Origin of the sequence: Chryseobacterium shigense (assembly GCF_900156575.1) — a bacterium.
Classification (GTDB): domain Bacteria; phylum Bacteroidota; class Bacteroidia; order Flavobacteriales; family Weeksellaceae; genus Chryseobacterium; species Chryseobacterium shigense.
In genome coordinates this window covers 235,469-257,138 of record NZ_FTNY01000001.1, presented here as the reverse complement: position 1 = coordinate 257,138, position 21,670 = coordinate 235,469, and the positions used below count along the sequence as shown (strand labels likewise).

The 21,670-nt window shown below is 37.1% G+C and carries 24 protein-coding genes; 8 read left to right on the top strand and 16 right to left on the bottom strand.

From position 1 onward, the window contains the following. The first annotated feature begins 58 nt into the window (after positions 1 to 58). On the top strand, positions 59 to 1,225 hold the full coding sequence (locus BW964_RS01240; RefSeq protein WP_076504075.1) for an aminotransferase class V-fold PLP-dependent enzyme: 1,167 nt from the start codon (positions 59 to 61) through the stop codon (positions 1,223 to 1,225). A gap of 77 nt (positions 1,226 to 1,302) precedes the next feature. Here BW964_RS01240 and BW964_RS01235 read toward each other — a convergent pair whose 3' ends face one another. Further along, positions 1,303 to 1,956: a metal-dependent transcriptional regulator gene (locus BW964_RS01235; protein WP_076504074.1), complete on the bottom strand. Its 654-nt coding sequence runs from the start codon at positions 1,954 to 1,956 to the stop codon at positions 1,303 to 1,305. Between the two features lie 85 nt (positions 1,957 to 2,041). On the opposite strand from BW964_RS01235, the gene BW964_RS01230 reads away from it, so the two are divergent. Beyond that, positions 2,042 to 3,076 carry a threonine aldolase family protein gene (locus BW964_RS01230; protein ID WP_076504072.1) on the top strand — a complete coding sequence of 345 codons (1,035 nt, stop codon included), beginning with the start codon at positions 2,042 to 2,044 and terminating at the stop codon, positions 3,074 to 3,076. Positions 3,077 to 3,146: 70 nt separating this feature from the next. Here BW964_RS01230 and BW964_RS01225 read toward each other — a convergent pair whose 3' ends face one another. The 8 genes from BW964_RS01225 to BW964_RS01190 form a co-directional block, all read right to left on the bottom strand. Continuing rightward, positions 3,147 to 3,467 (bottom strand): hypothetical protein, encoded by a 321-nt coding sequence (locus BW964_RS01225; RefSeq protein WP_123911981.1) that lies wholly within the window; start codon positions 3,465 to 3,467, stop codon positions 3,147 to 3,149. Positions 3,468 to 3,565: 98 nt separating this feature from the next. Continuing rightward, positions 3,566 to 4,066, bottom strand: coding sequence for a hypothetical protein (locus BW964_RS01220; RefSeq protein ID WP_076504069.1), 501 nt, complete (start codon positions 4,064 to 4,066; stop codon positions 3,566 to 3,568). Positions 4,067 to 4,761: 695 nt separating this feature from the next. Continuing rightward, positions 4,762 to 5,319 (bottom strand): DUF4256 domain-containing protein, encoded by a 558-nt coding sequence (locus tag BW964_RS01215; protein ID WP_076504068.1) that lies wholly within the window; start codon positions 5,317 to 5,319, stop codon positions 4,762 to 4,764. A gap of 53 nt (positions 5,320 to 5,372) precedes the next feature. Further along, a complete protein-coding gene (locus BW964_RS01210) occupies positions 5,373 to 5,951 on the bottom strand; it encodes a YdeI/OmpD-associated family protein (protein WP_076504066.1) in 579 nt (192 codons plus the stop codon). Between the two features lie 85 nt (positions 5,952 to 6,036). Further along, the gene (locus BW964_RS01205; protein WP_076504064.1) at positions 6,037 to 6,501 is read right to left on the bottom strand and encodes an SRPBCC family protein; all 465 of its coding nucleotides are present in this window, start codon (positions 6,499 to 6,501) and stop codon (positions 6,037 to 6,039) included. Positions 6,502 to 6,614: 113 nt separating this feature from the next. Beyond that, positions 6,615 to 6,938 carry a metalloregulator ArsR/SmtB family transcription factor gene (locus BW964_RS01200; protein WP_076504063.1) on the bottom strand — a complete coding sequence of 108 codons (324 nt, stop codon included), beginning with the start codon at positions 6,936 to 6,938 and terminating at the stop codon, positions 6,615 to 6,617. A 127-nt stretch (positions 6,939 to 7,065) separates the two neighbouring features. Next, complete coding sequence (locus BW964_RS01195; protein ID WP_076504061.1) at positions 7,066 to 7,521, bottom strand: hypothetical protein; 456 nt, start codon at positions 7,519 to 7,521, stop codon at positions 7,066 to 7,068. 311 nt (positions 7,522 to 7,832) lie between these two features. Then, positions 7,833 to 8,243, bottom strand: coding sequence for a helix-turn-helix domain-containing protein (locus BW964_RS01190; protein WP_076504059.1), 411 nt, complete (start codon positions 8,241 to 8,243; stop codon positions 7,833 to 7,835). Positions 8,244 to 8,393: 150 nt separating this feature from the next. On the opposite strand from BW964_RS01190, the gene BW964_RS01185 reads away from it, so the two are divergent. Beyond that, complete coding sequence (locus tag BW964_RS01185) at positions 8,394 to 8,621, top strand: SymE family type I addiction module toxin (protein ID WP_076504058.1); 228 nt, start codon at positions 8,394 to 8,396, stop codon at positions 8,619 to 8,621. Positions 8,622 to 9,170: 549 nt separating this feature from the next. On the opposite strand, the gene BW964_RS01180 is transcribed toward BW964_RS01185, so the two are convergent. The 3 genes from BW964_RS01180 to BW964_RS01170 form a co-directional block, all read right to left on the bottom strand. Continuing rightward, positions 9,171 to 9,644, bottom strand: coding sequence for a DUF6265 family protein (locus BW964_RS01180; protein ID WP_076504056.1), 474 nt, complete (start codon positions 9,642 to 9,644; stop codon positions 9,171 to 9,173). A gap of 72 nt (positions 9,645 to 9,716) precedes the next feature. Beyond that, a complete protein-coding gene (locus BW964_RS01175; RefSeq protein ID WP_076504054.1) occupies positions 9,717 to 10,529 on the bottom strand; it encodes a helix-turn-helix domain-containing protein in 813 nt (270 codons plus the stop codon). Positions 10,530 to 10,691: 162 nt separating this feature from the next. Beyond that, on the bottom strand, positions 10,692 to 11,561 hold the full coding sequence (locus BW964_RS01170) for a DMT family transporter (protein WP_076505373.1): 870 nt from the start codon (positions 11,559 to 11,561) through the stop codon (positions 10,692 to 10,694). A gap of 267 nt (positions 11,562 to 11,828) precedes the next feature. Between BW964_RS01170 and BW964_RS01165 the strand changes: the two genes are divergently transcribed. Together BW964_RS01165 and BW964_RS01160 are read left to right on the top strand one after the other, a co-directional pair. Beyond that, positions 11,829 to 12,362, top strand: coding sequence for a hypothetical protein (locus BW964_RS01165; protein WP_076504052.1), 534 nt, complete (start codon positions 11,829 to 11,831; stop codon positions 12,360 to 12,362). Between the two features lie 23 nt (positions 12,363 to 12,385). Then, on the top strand, positions 12,386 to 12,979 hold the full coding sequence (locus BW964_RS01160; RefSeq protein WP_076504050.1) for a hypothetical protein: 594 nt from the start codon (positions 12,386 to 12,388) through the stop codon (positions 12,977 to 12,979). Between the two features lie 278 nt (positions 12,980 to 13,257). Here BW964_RS01160 and BW964_RS01155 read toward each other — a convergent pair whose 3' ends face one another. The 4 genes from BW964_RS01155 to BW964_RS01140 form a co-directional block, all read right to left on the bottom strand. Then, positions 13,258 to 14,799, bottom strand: a complete 1,542-nt coding sequence (locus BW964_RS01155) for a T9SS type A sorting domain-containing protein (protein ID WP_076504048.1) — start codon at positions 14,797 to 14,799, stop codon at positions 13,258 to 13,260. 251 nt (positions 14,800 to 15,050) lie between these two features. Next, the gene (locus BW964_RS01150) at positions 15,051 to 16,349 is read right to left on the bottom strand and encodes a BspA family leucine-rich repeat surface protein (protein ID WP_076504046.1); all 1,299 of its coding nucleotides are present in this window, start codon (positions 16,347 to 16,349) and stop codon (positions 15,051 to 15,053) included. Positions 16,350 to 16,504: 155 nt separating this feature from the next. After that, entirely contained in the window at positions 16,505 to 17,179 is a 675-nt protein-coding gene (locus BW964_RS01145) for a phosphatase PAP2 family protein (protein ID WP_076504044.1), read from the bottom strand. A gap of 122 nt (positions 17,180 to 17,301) precedes the next feature. Next, positions 17,302 to 18,195, bottom strand: coding sequence for a helix-turn-helix domain-containing protein (locus tag BW964_RS01140; RefSeq protein ID WP_076504043.1), 894 nt, complete (start codon positions 18,193 to 18,195; stop codon positions 17,302 to 17,304). Positions 18,196 to 18,361: 166 nt separating this feature from the next. On the opposite strand from BW964_RS01140, the gene BW964_RS01135 reads away from it, so the two are divergent. The 3 genes from BW964_RS01135 to BW964_RS01125 are packed head-to-tail and all read left to right on the top strand — an operon-like array spanning position 18,362 to position 21,326. Then, the gene (locus tag BW964_RS01135) at positions 18,362 to 19,213 is read left to right on the top strand and encodes an aldo/keto reductase (protein WP_076504042.1); all 852 of its coding nucleotides are present in this window, start codon (positions 18,362 to 18,364) and stop codon (positions 19,211 to 19,213) included. A gap of 18 nt (positions 19,214 to 19,231) precedes the next feature. After that, complete coding sequence (locus BW964_RS01130; RefSeq protein WP_317044319.1) at positions 19,232 to 20,218, top strand: aldo/keto reductase; 987 nt, start codon at positions 19,232 to 19,234, stop codon at positions 20,216 to 20,218. A gap of 7 nt (positions 20,219 to 20,225) precedes the next feature. Then, positions 20,226 to 21,326 carry an alpha/beta hydrolase gene (locus BW964_RS01125; protein ID WP_228432068.1) on the top strand — a complete coding sequence of 367 codons (1,101 nt, stop codon included), beginning with the start codon at positions 20,226 to 20,228 and terminating at the stop codon, positions 21,324 to 21,326. Positions 21,327 to 21,670 lie beyond the last annotated feature (344 nt).

The window sequence follows — 21,670 nt, the reverse complement described above, 5'->3', positions numbered from 1 at the left end:
GATTTTTTATGTGAAAAAAAATTGAATTAAATTATTACATCATCAGAACCCATAAAATATGGACCTCAATATCATTAGAAGAGATACCCCCGGCTGTACCGATAAGCTATTTTTTAACAGCGCAGGAGGATCATTGATGCCGGAAACTGTAGTGAAAACAATGATCAGCCATATTCATTCAGAACAGCAGTATGGAGGATATGAAGCGGCTGACAGGAATGCTGAACAGATCAATCAATTCTATGAAGAAGCCGCTAAGCTGATTAATGCCCAACCAGATCATATGGCCTTTACCGTGAGCTCTACCGATGCTTATGCTAAGGCTTTGTCAAGCATAAGGTTTGAAAGTGGAGATGCTATTATCACAACCAACGATGACTATATCTCAAATCAGATCGCTTTTTTATCACTGCAGAAAAATTCAGGTGTTAAAGTAATCAGGACTAAAACCCTTTCTGATCATGAACTGGATCTGGAAGATTTGGAAAACCTGATCAAAAAATACAATCCAAAACTTGTGGCTGTAACACATGTTCCAACCAATTCCGGACTGATTCAAAATGTGGAAGGAGCCGGAAAGATTTGCCGTCATTATGATGTATTGTATCTTGTGGATGCCTGCCAGTCGGTAGGACAGATGGTTGTAGATGTAGAAAAAATAGGCTGTGATTTTCTAACTGTAACGGGCAGGAAATTTATGCGTGGACCCAGAGGAACAGGATTTTTATATGTATCAAAGAACGTTTTAGATAAAGATAAGGCGCCTTTATTTTTGGATATGAGTGGGGCAGAATGGACTGCTTTTGATGATTATAAACTCCTGAAAACTGCGAAACGATTCGAACATTGGGAAACTTCCATCAGTTCAATTTTAGGGTTTACAGAAGCTGCAAAATATGCTAACGAAATAGGTTTACAGACTATCGAAGCGTATAATAAAAAACTGGCAGAAAACTTACGCAGCGGCCTTCGGAACAATGGTTTAAGAGTTTTGGATCAGGGGAATAACTTGTGCAGCATTGTTACGTTCTGTGCTGCTGATCACAGTATTGAACGTATTTATAAAATATTGAAAGAGAACAACGTCTATTTTTCAGTAAGCAATAAAAGTAATGCTCTGATCGATTTTACCTTGAAAAATGTAGACCAAGCGATCCGGCTGTCCCCTCATTATTTTAATACGCAGGAGGAAATTGATCAGGTGTTGAGAATGCTGGCAGGATAGCAAAGGATATTGGGATCGGGTAGATTCGAGAGTCTCGGCCATCAAATTCTAATGATAAAGTTAGCGCAACTTATCTTTTACTTCTTCACCAAGATGATTTCCGTAGCTTTTCTGCTGATCACTTCTTTATTGTCACCAATCTCTATGGTCATTGACTTATCAAAGTCTTCAATTTTGATCACCTTGATTCTGGTATTCAGAAGAAGTTTTCTTTCATTTAAATAGCTTAGGAACCCATCGTCCGAAACGGTGACAGAAGCAAAAGTCACGGTTTCCCCAACAGTACAGGCACTCAGTTTATGAAGGTCCTGGGCAATAATATTTCCGTCTTTGTCCGGAATAGGTTCTCCGTGCGGATCAAATTTAGGATAATCCAGGATCTCATCCATTTTATCGAAGAAGATTTGTGAATGAACATGTTCGAGCTGTTCTGCAATCTCATGGACATTTTCCCAGCCAAAGTTCATTTTTTTGACCAGAAACATCTCAGTAAGTCTGTGCTTACGAACGACCAGTGCCGCTTCACGCTTTCCGCTTTCTGTTACTACCAATGGTTTGTAGGTTTCATAGATCACCCATTTTTTGTCGGCAAATTTTTTCATCATATTATTGACACTAGGCATTTTAACGCCTAGAAATTTGCTGAGTTCATTGATTGTTACCTTCCCTTCATTGTCAACTAAATGAAACAAAGCTTTCAGATAATTTTCTTCTGTTAATGTCGTTTTCAAAATGTTAGATGATTTTCACTACAAATCTAACAAAATATTATGTAAAATTAGGGCTTGTTATTTGAACTTTTTTTAATTTTACTCTATGAAATTTTCATTTAAAAACGACTATTCTGAGGGATGCCACCCGAATATTCTACAAGCACTTGTACAATCTAATTTTGAACAGCAAGCCGGATATGGAGAAGATGAATATTCTCTGCAGGCCAAACAACTGATTAAAGAGAAAATTAAAAACCAGGATTCTGAAATTTATTTGGTTTCAGGAGGAACACAGGCCAATCTCATTGTGATCTCTGCGATTCTGAGGCCTTATCAATGCGTCATATCGGCAGCGCCGGGACATATATTAAATAATGAAACGGGAGCGATTGAAGCTACAGGACATAAAGTTTTGAGTATTGATACGCAAGATGGGAAACTGAGACCTTCCGATATTATTCCGGTTTTGGAAAGCCATGGTAATATTCCGCATCAGGTAATGCCGAAGCTGGTGTATATCTCAAATTCTACAGAGCTGGGAACGGTGTATCTGGCTCACGAACTGGAAGAGCTTTCCGAATTTTGTCGTCAAAAAGGGCTTTATCTGTTTATGGACGGAGCCAGATTGGGACATGGACTCACTTGTGAAATCAATGATCTTACTCTGGAAAGAGTGGCGGAACTCACCGATATTTTTTACCTGGGCGGAACAAAAAACGGTGCATTGATAGGAGAGGCCATTGTGATCAATAATAAAGATTTACAGCCTGATTTTGCATTTAATATCAAACAAAAGGGAGCATTACTGGCGAAGGGAAGACTTCTTGGAATCCAGTTTGTGGAGCTGATGAAAAATGATTTGTATTTTAATCTTGCCAAACATGCGAATGTTCAGGCTATGAAAATCAAAAATGCGATGACAGAAAGGGGAGTACAGTTTCTGTCCGATACCTACACCAATCAGATTTTTCCGATTATTAGCAATGAACTTATCGAAATACTGTTGGAACATTTTGAATTTTTTGTGTGGAAAAAAATTGATTCCCAATCTTCTGCCATCCGTCTTATTACCTCATGGAATACGGGGGATGAAGCGGTAGAACGCTTTATAGAGATCGTCAAGAAAGAACTTCAATAAACAATATAAAAAAGGTGGCTTTGAATTGCTTCAGCCACCTTCTTATCTTTTCTGATATCGATTGAAATGATTACTGGTCTTCAGAAAGAATTTTCTTTATTCCCTTAATCACCTCATTTTCAAGTCTTCTTATTTTCTCTTTCTTCATCATTACATAAAACCCGATGGGGAAAAATAGAATGAGAAAAAAAGTGGAATCCAGCTGCGTTTGGGTAGCTATTTTTCCGGTTTCGGGATGCGCATCTATTTTCACACTTCCTGTTAAAGTAAAACCGCTGGTCCGAACCTGCAATGCTCCAAAGCTTGTCTGGATTTTGTATTTAGGAAATGTCTTCCTGAGTCCTTCAATAAGTTCCGTTTTTGAAAAAGGTCTTACCTGTAATTGCTGCATGATTATTGATAATTTTTTGTTATTATGAGTGATAAACTCTAAAATAGCAAATACCATGCAGAATATTTCTAATAATGGAGAATAATCTGATTTTTAGATTATTTTAAAGCTTTTGCGACCAATTTACAGTCAGCTGCCTGCAGTTTTTGTCCATCTTTATAGCTTACTTTTTTCTCATCAGCATACTTAGACTGCCCGTCTTCTTCTTTGTGATCTCCGATTCCTTCGGTTAAGATATTGTCCTTTTGAATGAAGAAAATATCTCTTTTGCTTTTTGTTCCTTCAGACTGGAATTCGTAAGTCAGTTTCAGCGTGTCTCCTGATTTAAAGCCGCTTACCTCTCCTTTTGAACTGTCTTTTTCGCTGTTTTTATAGGTTAATTTTCCGGTAATGGTCCCTAAATTATCATCAATTGATGCAAAAACACTGTCTTTTCCGGTAATGCCCATATAGCAGAATGATTTTGGTCCCAGTGTATCTACTACAGGCTCCACTACGGCGGCCGTGTCGGTTTCAGCCTTTGGTGCCGGTGTTTCTGTTTTTTTATTACAGTTTACAAGAAATACCGATAATGAACCCAGTAAGATTAATTTTTTCATACCCAATGTTGTTATATTAATTCAAATTTCAATGTACTAAATTAGTAATAGTATTTAAATATGAAAGAATATTAGATACAAATAACCCGGCATTTCCTTTAAACAAATAGGATTGATCATTTTTTGAACAGTATTTTAAGGGCAAAGCAAAATTTGGACACGATAGGTGATGAATAATACCTTTATATTATATACTTATGATGCATTCACTTCAACTCAAACCACAAAAGTCACAAAAGTTTTTGAACACTTAAGTTTTTTTTAAGTTTCCAGCTTTTTGTATATAAAGTACACTCAAGTTTTTTGAAAATCTTTGATTTTCCTCTTAAGTGACCTTCTTTATGGACTATAACTTTACACTATCTAAAGTGTTGTTAATGAGGATGTTTATTTTTAAACCACAAAAGTCACAAAAGTTTTTGAACACTTAAGTTTTTATTAAGTTTCCAGCTTTGTGTATATAAAGTACACTCAAGTTTTTTGAAAATCTTTGATTTTCATCTTAAGTGATCTTCTTTATGGACTATAATTTTATACTCTCTAAAGTGGACTAAAGTGTTGGAAATGGGGAGGCTTATTTTAAACCACAAAAGTCACAAAAGTTTTTAACACTTAAGTTTTTTCTAAGTTCCAGCTTTGCGTATAGAAAGTACACTCAAGTTTTTGAAAATCTTTGATTTTTAACTCTCATACTCTCAAACCCTCAAACTTCCCCTAAAACCTCTCGCTGCATAATAAGAATCTGCTCCATTGTGATACATAAACACGGTATTGTAACGGCGGTCACAGAAAATAGCTCCGCCTAATTCGCGGATGTTGGCAGGCGTTTTTACCCAGCTTGATGTTTTTAAATCAAATTTTCCCAATTCCTGAAGTTGGCGGTACTGTGTCTCTGTTAAGAGTTCGATGCCCATTTCAGATGCTTTATCAATGGCATTGCTTTCAGGTTTGTTGGCTTTGCGGGATTCCCAGGCCTGGGAATCGTAGCAGAGACTTCTGCGTTTCGGACTTTCGGGGGAACAGTCGAAGAAGATGTATTCGTCTGTTTTTTTGTCATAGTTTACCACATCGGGCTCGCCTTCCGTTTCCTCCATTTCGTTCAATGACCAGAGTTTTTCGGGAGCGGCTTCCAGTTTTGGCTGGATCTTTTCCCAGTTCAGACCTTTGTGGCGGCTTATATTTTTCTCAAAACGGGTTTTGAGTACTTTTAATAAAGTTTCGCTTTGTTCTGGAGTTAAGGTTTTCTTTTTCATAGTAGATTCTGTTTTAGGATTGGTTTGGTGTTTCCCTGAATTATTTCATTAAGTTAATCGTTAAGACCTTTTCCTGCCAAGATCTGAGGAATACATTTTTCAATTCTTGCTTCTCTTGTTTTGGACTGTTTGGGAGAAGAAAAGTGGAGCAGGTAAGCCCTTTGCCTTCCCGGAGTGAGAGCTTCAAAAGCATCTTTTAGTTCAGGATTTTCATCCAGTTTGTTTTGAAACTCTTCAGCTATTTCAAACGCTTTTGTTTTCTTCATTTCAACTTTAGCCCCTGATTCTTCAATTTCAACGGCTTGAAACATATAAGATCGAAGAACTTCCTCCAGGTCATTGATTTGCTGTGCATCAGTAAAACGAATCTGTCTTGCAGCCTGTACATTTTCAGATTGCTGAATCAAAATCTGGTCAGGATCTTTCATTAAAGCACCTTTAAAGAAAAGGAGTGCACAATATTCTTTAAATCCGTGGATTAAGAAAATATTTTTCCCCTGATAGGTATAACAGGGGCATCCCCATTTTAAATCTTCTACAAGCTCAGTGCTTAAGGCTATTGTCCTTAATTTTTCAAATTCTTTCTGCCATTGCTTGGCATTATTAAAGAAAAAATCAACTTTTGGATTCATGTGTTTTGGGTTTGAGGGTTTCTTGAGTATTGGGTTTTAGGAATGAGATTATCTCTATAATTGACAACCTGAAACCTACTATCTGCTACCTGCCACCTATTATTTCCTGTAAACGGTTATGTGCCATATTAATACCCTGTGCAAAAGGCATTTTCAGATGCTGGTCTCTGAAATCTACCGATTTATATACAGTTTGAATGGTAATTTTACTCGTGGTATCTGTTAATTTTTCAAATTCCAAAAACTCGATCTGAGCGGGAAATGGAGTATTTTCCATCTGGAAAGTTCTTATAATTCTCTCATTTTGAATAATGTTATGAATGGTTCCATTAGCACTGAAAACTACATCGCCCTGAGGATTGGAAGTTTCGAAGCGGTAACTTCCATGTTGTTTGTTTTCGAATTTGATGACTTTGGTTCCCATCCATTGTTCGAAAAGTTCAGCTTCTGTATAGGCTTTGAAAAGGAGTTCTACGGGAAGATCAAATTCTCTGATGATGAAAATTTCCTGTTTGCCGTCTTCAGCGTGGATTTTTGTTTTGAGTTCCATATTTTGAGGGTGTTTTGGGTTGGAAGTCTTAGATTATGAGTGTATTAGAGTTGCGGGGTGTAAGTTCTATTGGGACTGTAATTGTCTGACATCTGATATCTGCTATCTGAAATTTAATTGCCCTTTTGATAGGCTTTCATAACACTTTCCAGCTTATTAAATCGGTCATCCCACATTTGGCGGAAGGGTTCTATAAAATCGGCTATTTCTTTCATTTTAGTGGGATTAAGGTGATAGATAATTTCACGGCCGTTCTGCTCAGATCGTAGCAGTTCACATTCTGTAAGGATCTGAAGGTGTTTAGAGACGGTAGGTCTTGCAGTATCAAAATTGGAAGCTATGGCTCCGGCCGTCATTGATTGTGCGGCCACCAGCATCAGGATCGATCTTCTGGTAGGGTCTGCGATAGCCTGGAATACATCTCTTCTTAAATTCATTATGTAGTTATTTGACTACAAATTTAAATGAAGTTATTTGGCTACGCAAATGTTTTATCTAAAAATTGAAAAGTTTCTGAAAAAAATTAATCAGCGAAACTGGATTAAATTATTAAGCTATAATAGTTTAATCTCTGTTTTTATAAAATCTGTGGGCAAAATCCTGATAAACAATTTCGTCAGCTCCTTCTTTTATATTATAAGGAGTAGAGGTCGGAAAATAGTCCTCATAGATAATACTGTCTTTTTTGAAAAGAATCCCTTGTACACCGTTTTTTCCCTGCAAAATAATAGTATGATCCACTTTCACATCCGGATAAGAAAAAGACAAAATCTTTCCATCTCTTCGTAAAAAATAACATGGAGGCCCGATCTTTATAGTTCCGGAAGTTTTGTATTGATCAGAATGAATTTTTAACTGTCCTTTTCCATCATGGTCAACTAACTCTAAAAGAACTCCGGCAACTGTGGCAGTATCTGTAGTTGTATTTTGAACAGGCCTTGCTGATACTGTATTTTTCTTCTCCTTTGAGCAGGAAATCAATAAAGAACTGAAGACAGCCATTGAAATAATTTTTTTCATAGCACATGAATTTTAAATCAAAAACCAAAACCATATTTCTACTCCTTTCTCAAAGTAGTCAGAAGTTCCACCTTTCATCTCAAGACCATTTCACAAATACTCATTCGCACTGATTTTGATGTACAGCTTTATTGCACGGGAATACTCCTTGACCGGGATGGTTTTTCAAATCTCACCTTTATGAATATTTATTTTGTTCTTCTTAATTGATAATGAAGACTTATCGTAGATATTACTAAATGCTTTTTGCTTCGAGACTATTGAAAAGCAATGTCAACGTTGATTATCAGGTTGTTTAGATCAAGTCAATGTTATTTTTTTTCCAACAACCTCTCCAGCTTCTCAATCATTTCCTTCTGTTGCTGAAGCATGCGCTCATAAAGCTCAACCATTTTATCAAGAGGGTTAAAAGTAGGCTGAATATTTACTGCATTTAAAGTTGATGTATCGTTACTTGTAAATGTATTAGAAATAATATTCACCGCCTGCTCCTCGTCAAAATTTTCAATCGCTTCCGCAGGAACTTTCAGAATTTTAGCAACTTGGGCTAAGATATCGGATTCTACCATTTCTTTTTGCTCTAAAAGGGAGATTTTCTTTTGGTTCCAGTCATCACCCAGCTCAAAAGCTAATGCTTCCTGTTTGATTCCCAGCATTTCACGGAAACGCTTGATATTTCTACCCTGATGTATTTTTTTATTTTGCATATCTGTGTCAATCATAATAACAAATATAAAGCTTTAGAACAAAAAAATAAAGGTCCGTTTTAAAATAAATACTATTCTAAAATATTCCTTTTTCTAAATAAATTATTCTGTCCTCAACTGGTATATCCTCCTGATTATGTTTTGATTTGCTGAAAAAAAACAAATATGAAAAGAAGAATAAACAGCAGCAAATATAATGAACTGCGCAGTCGTAACCTTACGGTTTTTCTCAAATCATTTTCAAGATCGTATGGTAAAATAGTGTACTTCCCGGAAATAAGAATTGCAGGGAAGTGGGTACAGCAATGCGGTTTTCAGGCGGGAGATAAGATATTGGTTACCGTAAGCAGAAACCAGATTATCCTGGAAAGGGAAGTACAGTACGAATCATAAATGCTTTTTAAACCATTAAGAAGGGTTAGTTTCAGATAAAATTAAGGTTCAAATATATTCAAATGAAGCATTGTACTTCATGAATGTCTTTAGATATTCCCTTAATCCTCTTAACAGCTTAATCTATTCTTAATGGTTTAGTCTAGAATTTTGTTTAACGCTTTACTATTTTGGATAGGCACATGAACTTACCTGATTCGCGAGAGATCATATTCTTTTATTTATAACACAATATCTGTTTTTCAACTGTTTAAGGTAGCATCCGCCTCTTAAGATTTAAGAAGGAGTTCTTGTTTTTTTCTTTACAAAAATGTCTATCCAAAAATATATGGAATACGGTCATAAAAACGGCGATACTTTTCTGCTTTTTCACTAAGGTAGGTATTGGCTTTTCATTAACACACTGAAAAGTGTTTTGTTTAATGACTGCAAATGTATTAAATAATTGGATCAACCAAAAGATAAATGAAGGGAAATTATTTCAATCATCGGTTACAATCAATACATTGTATAGCTTTATAGAAATACCAAACCTATCGTGATGACCATTTATTTTATCTTTTTCATCGGAAATGCCTGCTTGACCAGTTTTCCATTCATCATCCCGGAAATTTCGGCAAATAAAGAATCTTTGCGGATCTGTTTGTACGTGATGGTTTGTGGAAAATCGTTCTCCTGATTTTCAAATACAAGGGAAGTGGGATTTGAGGCAGGTGTTGACACAAAATCAACCGGTACTTCATGATGTTCACCTTTGACAGTGACCATATAATGTAGCGTTCTGTCTTTTTCCACCAACCGTACAAATTCAAACATGACGGTGTCTTTTTTATTCAGGTAATAGCTTTTTGCCTGAAATTCAGTGTGGTTTTTTCGGGTCCAGGTTTCATAGAGGCTTCCTTTTGGTGTTTTGGTTTCCCATGTACCAAGGAGCCATTCTAATTTTTTAATCTCATTTTGTTGTATAGTCCAGGCACAGAGTATGGCCAGAACGATAGCCGAGAGAATCAGTTTTGTTTTCATTGTCATGATTATTTATGATGAAGACAAAGTTCCGGATATGATTCAGTCTAAAATTGTAAAAATGCGACAGTTCTAATCTGTGCCGAAAAAAAGTAAAGACATTTTCAGATGTTCACCGTAGAATTCTTTAGGAGTCAGCCCGGTGAATTCTTTAAAATCCTTTATAAAATGAGCCTGATCATAGTACTCGGATTCGTGAGCGAGAGCGGTAAGGGTAGTAAATTCTTTACTGAGCAGAAGTTTTAGAGTGGTTTGAAGCCTGATGGTTTTGGAAAGCTGTTTGGGACTGAGGCCTACAGCAGAAGAGATTTTCCTCTCGATTTGCCTGCGGTTGATGTTGGTCTGTCTGGAAAGTTCAGCTATAGAGATCTGGCCATTGGCGGTAAGGATGGTATCTATTGTGGACTGTACCATTCTATCAATAGCATCAGCATCCAGTTTTTTGAGCAGAAATTCTTCAACTGTGCGTATTTTTTCTTCTGCGGTTTTGGATTGCAGCATATTCTTTTCGAGTTCAGTTCCGTCTTCTCCGAATAATCTATCGAGGGGAATGGCTTTGTCATCCATTTCTTTTATGGGAATAGTAGCAAATGGAATAAATCCTTCATGCTGAAAACGGACGGAGAACATTCCAGTGGTGCCTGTAGGCTCTATAACGAGAGGTTGCGTCAGTTGCCCAAAAACACAGCTTCTTGGCTGGACTACCGCCTGGCCATCATCCATATATTGTTTATAGAGGTCACCGTAATGAAAGATCATTTCCATACAGCCGTCGGGAACAATGGTTTGCTGCTGGGGAATTTCTTCTTCAGGGCTTTCCAGCGTCCAGTAACATTTGATCAGTGAGGAGAGTTCCGGACGGGGTTGGAAGGTTTGATAGTTCATGATTTAATGGATTGTTTTTAGGAAATAGTTTGTATAAAGCTACTGAATAAAATCGGAGATGATTGAATTTATTAAATATCACAAACAGGTGATTTATATTTTGTCTAAATAAAAAGCGCGGAGATTGTATATAGTCTCCGCGCTTCGTTTCAATGGATGAATTTATCCTTTTTTCCGGATTGAAATCAGTGTTTGTAAAATAACTGAAGCGATGATCAAAGAAATTCCTATATAAAATGGCAGACTCACTTCTTTACTTTCGCCGAAAAATAAGAATGCCATAATGATAGCATAAACAGGTTCCAGGTTGAACGTTAAGTTCACGGTGAAGGCCGGAATTTTCTTTAAAACCTCTGCAAAAGCCACATATAGTCCTACCGTACAAAAAAGAGCTAAAATGCCCAAATAAGCGGTGTTTTTCAAGTCAGGTACTATGCTATCTGCCGGGAAAATGAGGAGATACACGGGCAAAAACGCTCCAAGACCCAAAGTTCCGGCTATCATCTGGTAAAAGTTGATAACTTTGGTATCAAAGTGCCTGACCAGCCGATTATTATAAATCGTGTAGAGTGCTCCAAACGCGGAGGAAATGACTCCTAAAATAATTCCAAGTTGATAAGAGGTATCAAAATGAAAGATCAGACTGATTCCCACCAGTGTAAAGGCACTGAGAAGCATTTCTGAGATTTTGAATTTTTCTTTATCGATTAAAGGTTTGAATACTGCCGTAAAAAAACTGGTCAGGCAGTAGCAGACTACACCAATTGAAATAGTAGCGTATTTGATGCTGGCATAGAAGAAAAGCCAGTGCATAGTAATAAGCAGCCCAGCTTTCATTATACGTCCTTTTTCCTGTAAAGAAATTTTATACGGGATTCTCAGCAGTTTTAAAATGACGAATAAAATGACCGAGGAAAATAATAGCCTGTACCAGACCAGCAATCCTTCATTGAGTGAGATGAGTTTTCCGAACACGCCTGTAAATCCAGCCAGGATAACGGCCAGATGTAATACTACATATGATTTTTTCATTGAGAATGAACTGTAAAGATTTGAATTAATATTTTTTGTCAGAATTTGAAGCAACGACGGCCAGGCCGGTAAAAGCTTAACGGCATAAGCATACTTCAAATGAATTTGAAAATATTATAATCCTGGAGGAGGCAAACAGCTTGCGTGGTTCATATCTTATCGTATAGGCATCAAATATAGCCAAAACCTTTGAGATGAAGACAAGGACTGCATCAAAAATACGTAATTTAGTGCAGGCTGGGATTTTTCCAGTCCAGATCATATTATATGGAATTACGAAAAGACATTGAACCGGATTTTGATACTGCAGAAAAACGGTATCCGGAAGTTCTTCAGCTTATTTTAGCGTATACGGATTATTGTGATGAACAGGGAGATGAAGATCAATCAGCCTATCAAAAGCTCGAGGACAAACTGCATGAGATGACAGGGAAGGAGATGTCACGATTTAACCTCTGGGAGTGGTGGGAGGCCGACGGAGCGGAGAATTTAGCCTTTGATATTGCTTTACCGGATCCTGTTGTTGCTGAAAATATGACAAAAGATGAATTGTCTGAGATCGTACGAAGACTGAAAACGTTTGAATTACCGGACGGAAAGAGTTTTGAAACACAGTTTTACAGCAATGTATGCTTTGGAAATGGGTATTATTATCAGTTTTTGAAGCTGAATTTTAAGAAATTTAATCCTAAATTATTCCAGAGAAATAAAGATAAAAACGGGAATTATTTTGAATATAGTCAACATGAAACAACCGAAATACTGTGGAACGATGGATGTTATCATGCTGATTGTAAATAAGTTAATCTATTTAATTTAACATAATGTATACGAAGATATTAGAAAAACTAAACATTTTAGGAGGAAATACTGACGGGGTAAGCTCAGATAAAAGCTTTGTCGAAAACTGGCAGAGCATCCAATTCAGGCATCACTTGTATGATAAAGAATGGGATGTGTACGGAATTGATCAGTTTTACGAGAATAACAAGGCGCTTTACAGCAGCCACAAAGACATTTTTTATAATCATCTGCTGGAGCATTATTTTTCAGATCACGACCATTTCTATGGACAGGATATTTATAAGGACTGGCTTTTTACACCGTTTAAAAGAGATTCAGAAGATTTTGGAGAGCTTGAAGGATTTGTAGAGGAATCGGAAATCAGGGAAACTGTACAGGGCTCAGAAATGGAATTCATTTGTATATTTTATTCTTACGGATATCCGGATCATTATTTTGTATGCATCACAGATCCTGACCCAAATAATCCAACGGTCTACAGTACGGATCATGAAAGCTATTTTGGCGAAATCGAGAATGAAGGAAGCCTGGAAAACTTTCTGGACCAGTATATGACCAAGCAAGAGTTCTCAGAAGTCGTTAAAGAATATCTGGAAGGAAAATGGGGAAAATAATAGATTCTGGAGCCGTAGAGTGCTCTATTCCAGTAATATTATAAAAGTCCTATAATTTATATTATGTTAAATAGAATAATATTTGAGTTTTGATGATGCTATAGCGCGGCCTGGAAATTTCCTTTGGAATACATCCTATCTATTAAGCATTAATAAAGCATTAATAGCTCTTTCTTTTAAAAACTAGAATCAGGCAAAGGCCCAATACTTTACCACTACTGCTTGATCTGATCATCAATAAAAAAGGTTGGATATTAAATTATCCAACCTTCTTTTCTTTATTGCTTTATAAATTTTAAAGTAACAATTTCTTTTTCAAGAGATATTTTCAGAAAGTAATTTCCGGAAGATAAATCCCGGATCTCCACTTGCTTACTATCTTTTACTGTTCTTATGATTTGTCCGTTGATGTTGATAATCTGGATGTCCAGGACTCTTTTATTTGTATCCAAATGAATGACGTTTTGTGCCGGATTAGGATAAATGGTTAAATTTTTACTAGAGATAACCTCAGAAAGGCCTAATGTATAGGTATTGGTAAATTTATAAAGTCTGTATTGATCTATAAAATAAACTCCACCATCAGGCGTAAGGTGTTGGCTGTAAAGATATTCATGGGCATTTGATATTTCTCTGGCATAGCTTCCTGTACTATTAAAAGCATTGTTTCTTTCACCGTTTTGTAATAATCCAACCATCACAAAATCATAATTTCCGTTTTGTACAACCGTCCATTGCGAAGAGCTGCAAAGAAGATAATTTCCATCAGGTAAAATCAATACATTTCCTCCCCACAACTTATTATGATTAGGAATATTGGTATTGGGTACATATTTTCCGCTATTTTTATAAGTCGTATCGTAGCTTCCATCTGGATTAAGTCTGGATACGTAGGTTGATTTTGGTCCGAAACTCAATGCCGCTGAAATCAATTGTATCTTACCGTCCGGAAGTACATCTATTTTGGAAAGGAAGTCTCCGGAATTTTCCATATCCAGTATTTTGATGCCATTGGTTCCGAATGAATTGACAAAATTTCCATTTTCATCAATCTTATGGATAAACATATCCCTGTTATACGTATCATTGGAATCATATCCGTAAGAACCGCCGATAAGCATGGATCCGTCATTTAAAAAAACAAGATCATTAAGTTTGGAATAATACGTAGGATTGATTTCAAGAATTCCACTTTGGGCAAAAGTAGGGTCTAAAGTACCATTAGGTGAAAATCTCATCACTACTCCCCTCGTGTACTGATAAGCTTCACTAACAGCATCTTTGTCTGCAAAAATCACGATTCTTCCTGCGCTATCTATGAATATTTTTTTTCCGTTGTCATAGTTGGTTCCCAGATTCATTACAACTTTACCGTTGTTCCCAAATGTGGTGTCCAATGTTCCATCTTCATTTAGTCTTACCATAAACAGGTTATAATTGTAATTGAACATTCCTGCTGCAGTATCTGTTTTTCCAATCGCTAAAATTTTATGGTCAGGAAGTTCTTTGAGTGCATGAAAAATATCCCCTTGGGAAGATCCTCCGTCGATAGAAGCAGCTCCGCTCGTTCCGAAACTGGTATCTACAGAACCATTGGGCAGATATCTTTTGACCATTCCGTTGTAGTAAGGAGTAGATTGAAGTCGTTCTCCAGCAATGAGTATTTTTCCATTATAAGAGACTTCTATGTCTTCGAAACGATCTGTGGACTCACTGGGCGTAACGCCATTTTGAGCAAAATTAAGATCTAGCCCCACACCCTGTGCGGAAAACAGAGAAGTTATTAAGATTGAAGCTGATACGAGGTAGTTTTTAATCATGGTTTAATTTTTGCCAAAAATAAACATTTTGAATATCCTTTTTTATGAAATTTGACCAGATTTTAATGAAAATGAATAAACGGATCGTAAAACTGATGATCTTCTGAAGAGTACCGGCCTACCCTAGCTGATCTTATTAACAATAAAAGCTATATCTGTCATAATAAACAAGCTCCAAAGTCTAATGACTTTGGAGCTTGTTTATATCAATAGCCATTTGAAAGGCTTAATTATAAATTTTAAAAAACAATCTATTTCTTCACTATTTTAGTAAAGGTGCTATTGCCTTTTAACAGGTAGGTCCCTGATGGATATCCCGTAAGGTCGATCTGGTTTTTTCCTTTGCTCAAAGATATATTTTTAATGACTTTACCTGTGCTGTCATATAAATAAGCATCTTCGTTTTCAGAAGACTCTACAGTGAACACTCCTGTTGTAGGATTAGGATAAGCCGGAATTTTTAATTTTGCAGAAGTTTCTACTGTGGATAAACTTCCATTGCAAGCAGCGTTATACGTATCTCCAATAATGTTAAAACCTTTGTTAACCAATTGGGCTCTTGCCATAATGGCTTGGGGTGTAGAATAGGTTAGCCCTGTTGCATCTATGGTTCCGGATGTTATTCCTGAGCTGGCCCATGTAGGATTATTAATGAGAGCAATTAGAAATTTGTTATAATTGATACATGATAAACCTGTATTTTTTAATCCGAAATATATTGAATTGTCAAGAAAGTTTTGAAGCTTAATGTTCCAGGTAGAAATATCCTGATTAAAATTCAAAGCTCCATTAAACATATTAAATCCAATAGAAATATTAACTTTACTAACATCCCAATTTCCAATAGGTTGATTAAAAGCTTTAGCATTCGTAAACATTTGCTCAAAATCTTTTACATTACCTGTATTCCAGTTATTAAGGGGTTGATTAAAGGAGGTAGCATTAGAAAATACATAACGAAAATTAGTAGCATTTGAGGTATTCCATGAATTTAATGGCTGGTTGAAAGCTACCGCAAACGTAAACATTGAAGAGAAATTGGTTCCGGACCCCGTATTCCAGCTGGAAATATTTTGATTAAAAGAAGATGCCAACGAAAACATATCACTAAAATTGGTTACTCCCGCCGTATTCCACGTTCCGATATTTTGATTAAATAATGTTGCTCTGCTAAACATTCCACTCATATTGGTAATGCTGCTTGTATTCCAAGTAGAAAATGAATTATTGCCAATCAAAGATGGACAATAAGTGAACATTTCAGATAAATTACTAATTTGTGTCAGATTTGGGGCATCTGTAGCAGTTACGTCAAGGTTCGGACATCTCGCAAATCCCCTGTTGAATTGCTCAAGCCAAACAATTTCTCCCCATTGACTAACTTCGGTGAGTTCTGGATTTTCAGTGAGAACGTTGATATTAGCCTTAAATCCATAAAATAATCCACTGCCATTGGATACCTTCACTTTGTAGGTTGCCTGAACCGGATTGGTGTTTAAAGAAGTGCCAAAAGAAATTTGTTTTTTATCACAACCATAACTTCCCGGCATTTTTTATCTTATCTCTGCTACAAAGATATAGACGCACAGCGACAGAAGATGTCGTAATAAAATTTATCAAGACATTAATTTAAAGAAAATGAGAAAAAAAAGCTTTGGTAATGGGTGTTAAACTTATCTTTAAAAGTGATCGTAGTAATTTAGAATTAAAGAGGATTATTTTCTGAAATTTTCCTGGAATTCCCAATATAGAAATATCCCATCAGCAATACACACAAAGTCCCTAAAATAAACCCTCCCACAACATCTGTAAACCAATGGGCCCCAAGATAAATCCTTGAGAATGCTCCTAAAAATATCATAGAAAGACAAAGGGTAATAAGAAATATTTTGAGGGTATATTTTATCTTCTTCAAACGCAGAATAATCAATATCAGTGCTCCAAAAAACACCGTATAAAACAATACATGCCCGCTGGGGAAACTCTGATATTTGGTTTCTTCCAAAAGAATAACAAGATCTTTAGAAGGTCTTGGCCTGTTGATTAGTATCTTCATTCCCAATCCAATCACGCCCGATAAAAGGGTGGACAAAATCAATACGGCTTCTTTTTTATAGCTTAAAAATAAAAAGCAAAGTGAACTTATGATAACCATGACAACTGATACCGGCGTTCTTCCCAACCAACTGATCCAGATCATCAAAGTGTTCAGGCCTGGTGTTTGCTTTTCCTGTATTTCTCTGGAAATATGCAGGTCAAGATATTTTGGCGGTATAAAGAGTACCAGACAACTAAGCAGTACAAATGCAATGAAAAGCGTGGCCAGTACAGAACGGAATAAAACAGATTTATTGGTTTGAAGAAAAGTGATCAATTTCATGTTTCAAAAAAATTAGTGCTACAAGATAGCATTCTAATTCTGAATTTATTTTGAATAGTCGGTATTTAGACGATAAATGCTGCTTTTTTCTTTATACTTTACTTTTAAATTTCATAAAAGACTCAATTCAAACTTCTGTATACATTGGGTGTTGTTCCTGTCTTTTGTTTGAAAAGCCTTGTAAAATGTTGCGGATATTTAAACCCAAGCTCATAGGCGATTTCACTGATGGATTTATCGGGATCAAACATCCGTTCTTTAGCAAGGTCTATTACTTTGAGCTGGATGTATTCCTGGGCAGATTTTCCGGTTTCTTTTTTAATAAGATCGCCAAAATAATTGGCAGATAATCGTAGTTCTTCCGCACAATAGGTAACATTGGGCAATCCTTTTTCAAACGGCTTATCAGAATTGAAATATCCGGACAGCAGGTCCTCAAATCTTTCCAGAATCCCATGATTCACCGTATCTCTTGTCATAAATTGGCGGTCATAAAACCTAGTGCAATAATCAAGAAACATTTCAATATTCGAGACAATTAAATGCTTACTATGCTTATCGATCGCATGTTTCAGCTCATACTCTATTTTTCCCAGACAATCCATGATGATCTTTCTTTCCTGTTCTGACAAATGCAATGCCTCGTTGACCGCGTAGGAAAAAAAGCCGTACTCTCCTATCTTCCCGCCTAATGTTGTTCCATGGATTAAGTCCGGATGAAACACCAATGCAATTCCCTGGGGCTGATAATACTCCTCTTTATTTTCACCAATCACCTGGCCGGGTGCCAGAAATATCAATGTTCCCTCTTCATAATCATACGTATTCAATCCATACCGAAGATCTCCACATTTTATTTTCTTCAGAAAAATAGTATAAAATTCATACCGTAAACGTCTGTACTGCCTTGGATGTGCATTTTCCAGATTGACAACATTCACCAGTGGATGCAATGTTTCCACATTATTGAAATCATTATAATCCTTAATACGTTTAAAATTCAGAATGTCTTCCATCACCTTTGATTTTCGTTCAACACTACAAATTTATTCAAATAACCTATGTGATGGCTACCTTCCGATCTTTAATCAGTGATTTTGGTAAGTAATCGGTAATTGAGATAATCAATAGCCTGACGATAAGTGTGAAATTTGCAACAGACAATCATTAAACTTTATAAAAATGCAAAAAATCACCTTAAATAATGGCGTAGAAATGCCCATTTTAGGTTTCGGAGTGTTTCAGGTGGCGGATCCGTCAGAATGTGAAAAAGCAGTGACAGAAGCCATAGAAACAGGGTATAGACTGATCGATACTGCCGCGTCCTATTTAAATGAGCAAGCGGTAGGAAACGCAATAAAGAAAAGTCCTGTTCCAAGAGAAGAATTATTCATCACCACCAAACTCTGGGTACAGGATGCAGGGTATGAAAATACCAAAGAAGCATTTCAAAAATCATTAGACTTACTGCAGCTGGACTATCTCGATTTGTATTTAATACACCAGCCTTACGGAGATGTATTCGGTTCATGGAGAGCGATGCAGGAGCTTTATTATCAGGGAAAAATAAGAGCCATCGGAGTTTCTAATTTTCATCCTGACAGAATGATGGATCTGATCGCAAACAGTGGCTTTACTCCGGCGATCAACCAGATCGAAACCCATCCTTTTCACCAGCAGACCGAAGCTCAGAAATTCCTGATCGAAAACAATGTGCAAATTGAATCCTGGGGACCCTTCGCAGAGGGGAAAAATGATATCTTCAACAATGAAATTCTGCTTTCCATTGCTGCTCAGCACCATAAATCTGTTGCACAGGTCATCCTTCGCTGGTTAATACAAAGAGGAGTGATTGTGATTCCAAAATCAGTTCGGAAAGAAAGAATGGCTGAAAATTTCAACATTTTCGATTTTGAACTTTCTGCTGAAGATATGGAGACAATCCGGACTTTAGATACCAATGCCAGTTTGTTTTTTGATCACAGAGATCCCGGGATGGTAAAATGGTTGAGTGAACGTCAGCTAATCAGATAATAAATAAAAAATAATTAGATGATAAAGACAAGAAAAATTGGAAACAGCGGATTAGAAGTATCCGCGATAGGACTTGGCTGTATGGGATTAAGCTTTGGGTATGGTCCTGCAACCGACAAAAAGGAAGCAGTTCAAGTATTACACGGCGCTTTCGATGCCGGCGTTACTTTTTTTGATACGGCAGAATGTTACGGACCTTTTACCAATGAAGAACTATTGGGAGAAGCCCTGCAGTCATTCCGAAATGATGTTGTGATCGCTACAAAGTTTGGATTTCAGGATGGAGACTCTTCAAAAGGATTAGACAGCAGCCCGGCAAGAATAAAAAAAGTTGTGGAAGCTTCTCTGAAAAGATTAAAAACAGATTATATTGATTTGTTTTACCAGCATCGTGTAGATCCCAATGTCCCTGTTGAAGACGTGGCCGGAGCAGTGAAAGACTTAATTCAGGAAGGCAAAGTAAAATATTTCGGTTTGTCGGAAGCGGGTGTTGAAACGATTAGGAAAGCCCATGAAGTTCAGCCTGTTTCAGCATTACAGAGCGAATATTCTTTGTTCTACAGAGAACCGGAAAAGGAAATTCTTCCTGCTCTGGAGGAACTGGGCATTGGTTTTGTGCCTTTCAGTCCTTTGGGTAAAGGTTTTTTAACGGGTGCTATCAATGAGCAGACAAAATTTGATTCGTCAGATTTCAGGAATATTGTCCCTCGTTTTTCCGAAGAAAACAGAAAAGCCAATCAGATTCTGGTCGATTGGGTAAAAACCATAGCTCAGGAAAAAGGCGCCACTCCTGCGCAGGTAGCATTAGCCTGGTTACTGGCTCAGAAACCATGGATCTCTCCTATTCCGGGAACAACGAAGCTGAGCCGTCTGCATGAAAATCTGGGAGCGCTTTCGGTTGAATTATCCGAAGAGGATCTTAATACCATGAAAGAAGCAACTTCAAAAATTACCATACAGGGCGAAAGATATCCGCAGCATTTACAAAATAGAGTGAACAAATAAGACGATGATGAACAAATATTTCACTCTACTGATCACGGTTTCCCTACTCCTTTCTACAACCGTTTCGTCGAATGCACAGACATCAAAAAAACAGACTCCTCTTGTCATTCAGGAACAGGGAAGCTTTGCTGTGGGCGGAACCGTGCTAAAAGCAGCAGGAACATTTGATCCCATAAAACAGGGAGCTTACCATCCGGCCGGAGTTGACCCTGCAGGACAGACTTTGCATGGAGATCATGCAGCCGTTTACTACCAGATTCCGGTAAAGGCTAAAAAATATCCAATCGTATTCTGGCATGGCCACGGCGAAAGTTCAAGATGCTGGCAAACCACACCGGACGGGCGCGAAGGTTTCCAGACTATTTTTCTGCGGAAAAACTACCCCGTATACCTGATTGATCAGCCAAGAAGAGGCAATGCGGGAAGATCAACCCAGTCGGGAACCCTAACAGCTTCCCCTGATGAGCAGTTATGGTTTGGCATTTTCCGTATCGGTATTTATCCCGACTATTATCCTAACGTTCAATTTTCAAAAGACCCGAAAGCTTTGGAACAGTTTTACCGTCAGATGGTTCCCAATACAGGACCGTATGATGCGAAACTCAATATAGAGGCGGTAGATACTCTTTTTAACACTTTAGGCAAAGGAATTTTGGTTACCCATTCCCAAAGTGGCGGTCCGGGCTGGCTCACTGCTGTAAAAAATCCGAATATCAAGGCGGTTATTTCATACGAACCGGGTGGAGATTTTGTATTTCCCGACGGAGAAGCTCCTACCTCCATCGTTTTGGGAGGACGTACCATTACCCCACCCACCATTCCAATGGAAGATTTCATGAAACTCACGAAAATCCCCATTATTATTTATTATGGGGATCATATTCCCGATCAACCGAGTACCAATCCCGGCCAGGAACAATGGAGAGCATTTCTTGAAGTCGCCAGAAAATGGGCTGAAACGGTTAATAAACATGGAGGTGACGCTACAGTCGTACATCTTCCGAAGGTAGGAATAAAAGGAAATACCCACTTCCCTTTTTCAGATCTCAATAATCTTGAAATTGCAGATCTTACTTCAAAGTGGTTGGAAGAAAAAAGATTGAATTAACCAAATTCATTGAAAAATAAAAACGCATATTTAAAAAAAACTTAAGTGTTCAAAAACTTTTGTAATTTAAAAATCAGTCTCATCATTCACAACACTTTAGCCCACTTTAGATAGTATAAGATGATAGTCCATCAAGAAGATCACTTAAGATGAAAATCAAAGATTTTCAAAAAACTTGAGTGTACTTTATAGACGCAAAGCTGGAAACTTAAAAAAACTTAAGTGTTCAAAAACTTTTGTGACTTTTGTGGTTTAAAAATAAGCCTCTTCATTAACAACACTTTAGCCCACTTTAGATAGTATAAAATGATAGTCCATCAAGAAGATCACTTAAGATGAAAATC

Bases quoted from the DNA above. Each gene is read 5' to 3' on its own strand.
- BW964_RS01160 (WP_076504050.1), top strand. From the start codon at position 12,386: ATGTATACGAAGATATTAGAAAAACTAAACATTTTAGGAGGAAATACT.
- BW964_RS01175 (WP_076504054.1), bottom strand. From the start codon at position 10,529: ATGAACTATCAAACCTTCCAACCCCGTCCGGAACTCTCCTCACTGATC.
- BW964_RS01200 (WP_076504063.1), bottom strand. From the start codon at position 6,938: ATGAATTTAAGAAGAGATGTATTCCAGGCTATCGCAGACCCTACCAGA.
- BW964_RS01195 (WP_076504061.1), bottom strand. From the start codon at position 7,521: ATGAAAAAAATTATTTCAATGGCTGTCTTCAGTTCTTTATTGATTTCC.
- BW964_RS01215 (WP_076504068.1), bottom strand. From the start codon at position 5,319: ATGAAAAAGAAAACCTTAACTCCAGAACAAAGCGAAACTTTATTAAAA.
- BW964_RS01185 (WP_076504058.1), top strand. From the start codon at position 8,394: ATGAAAAGAAGAATAAACAGCAGCAAATATAATGAACTGCGCAGTCGT.
- BW964_RS01180 (WP_076504056.1), bottom strand. From the start codon at position 9,644: ATGAAAACAAAACTGATTCTCTCGGCTATCGTTCTGGCCATACTCTGT.
- BW964_RS01170 (WP_076505373.1), bottom strand. From the start codon at position 11,561: ATGAAAAAATCATATGTAGTATTACATCTGGCCGTTATCCTGGCTGGA.
- BW964_RS01125 (WP_228432068.1), top strand. From the start codon at position 20,226: ATGAACAAATATTTCACTCTACTGATCACGGTTTCCCTACTCCTTTCT.
- BW964_RS01225 (WP_123911981.1), bottom strand. From the start codon at position 3,467: ATGCAGCAATTACAGGTAAGACCTTTTTCAAAAACGGAACTTATTGAA.
- BW964_RS01155 (WP_076504048.1), bottom strand. From the start codon at position 14,799: ATGATTAAAAACTACCTCGTATCAGCTTCAATCTTAATAACTTCTCTG.
- BW964_RS01240 (WP_076504075.1), top strand. From the start codon at position 59: ATGGACCTCAATATCATTAGAAGAGATACCCCCGGCTGTACCGATAAG.
- BW964_RS01135 (WP_076504042.1), top strand. From the start codon at position 18,362: ATGCAAAAAATCACCTTAAATAATGGCGTAGAAATGCCCATTTTAGGT.
- BW964_RS01165 (WP_076504052.1), top strand. From the start codon at position 11,829: ATGGAATTACGAAAAGACATTGAACCGGATTTTGATACTGCAGAAAAA.
- BW964_RS01145 (WP_076504044.1), bottom strand. From the start codon at position 17,179: ATGAAATTGATCACTTTTCTTCAAACCAATAAATCTGTTTTATTCCGT.
- BW964_RS01220 (WP_076504069.1), bottom strand. From the start codon at position 4,066: ATGAAAAAATTAATCTTACTGGGTTCATTATCGGTATTTCTTGTAAAC.
- BW964_RS01140 (WP_076504043.1), bottom strand. From the start codon at position 18,195: ATGGAAGACATTCTGAATTTTAAACGTATTAAGGATTATAATGATTTC.
- BW964_RS01205 (WP_076504064.1), bottom strand. From the start codon at position 6,501: ATGGAACTCAAAACAAAAATCCACGCTGAAGACGGCAAACAGGAAATT.
- BW964_RS01130 (WP_317044319.1), top strand. From the start codon at position 19,232: ATGATAAAGACAAGAAAAATTGGAAACAGCGGATTAGAAGTATCCGCG.
- BW964_RS01210 (WP_076504066.1), bottom strand. From the start codon at position 5,951: ATGAATCCAAAAGTTGATTTTTTCTTTAATAATGCCAAGCAATGGCAG.
- BW964_RS01150 (WP_076504046.1), bottom strand. From the start codon at position 16,349: ATGCCGGGAAGTTATGGTTGTGATAAAAAACAAATTTCTTTTGGCACT.
- BW964_RS01190 (WP_076504059.1), bottom strand. From the start codon at position 8,243: ATGATTGACACAGATATGCAAAATAAAAAAATACATCAGGGTAGAAAT.
- BW964_RS01230 (WP_076504072.1), top strand. From the start codon at position 2,042: ATGAAATTTTCATTTAAAAACGACTATTCTGAGGGATGCCACCCGAAT.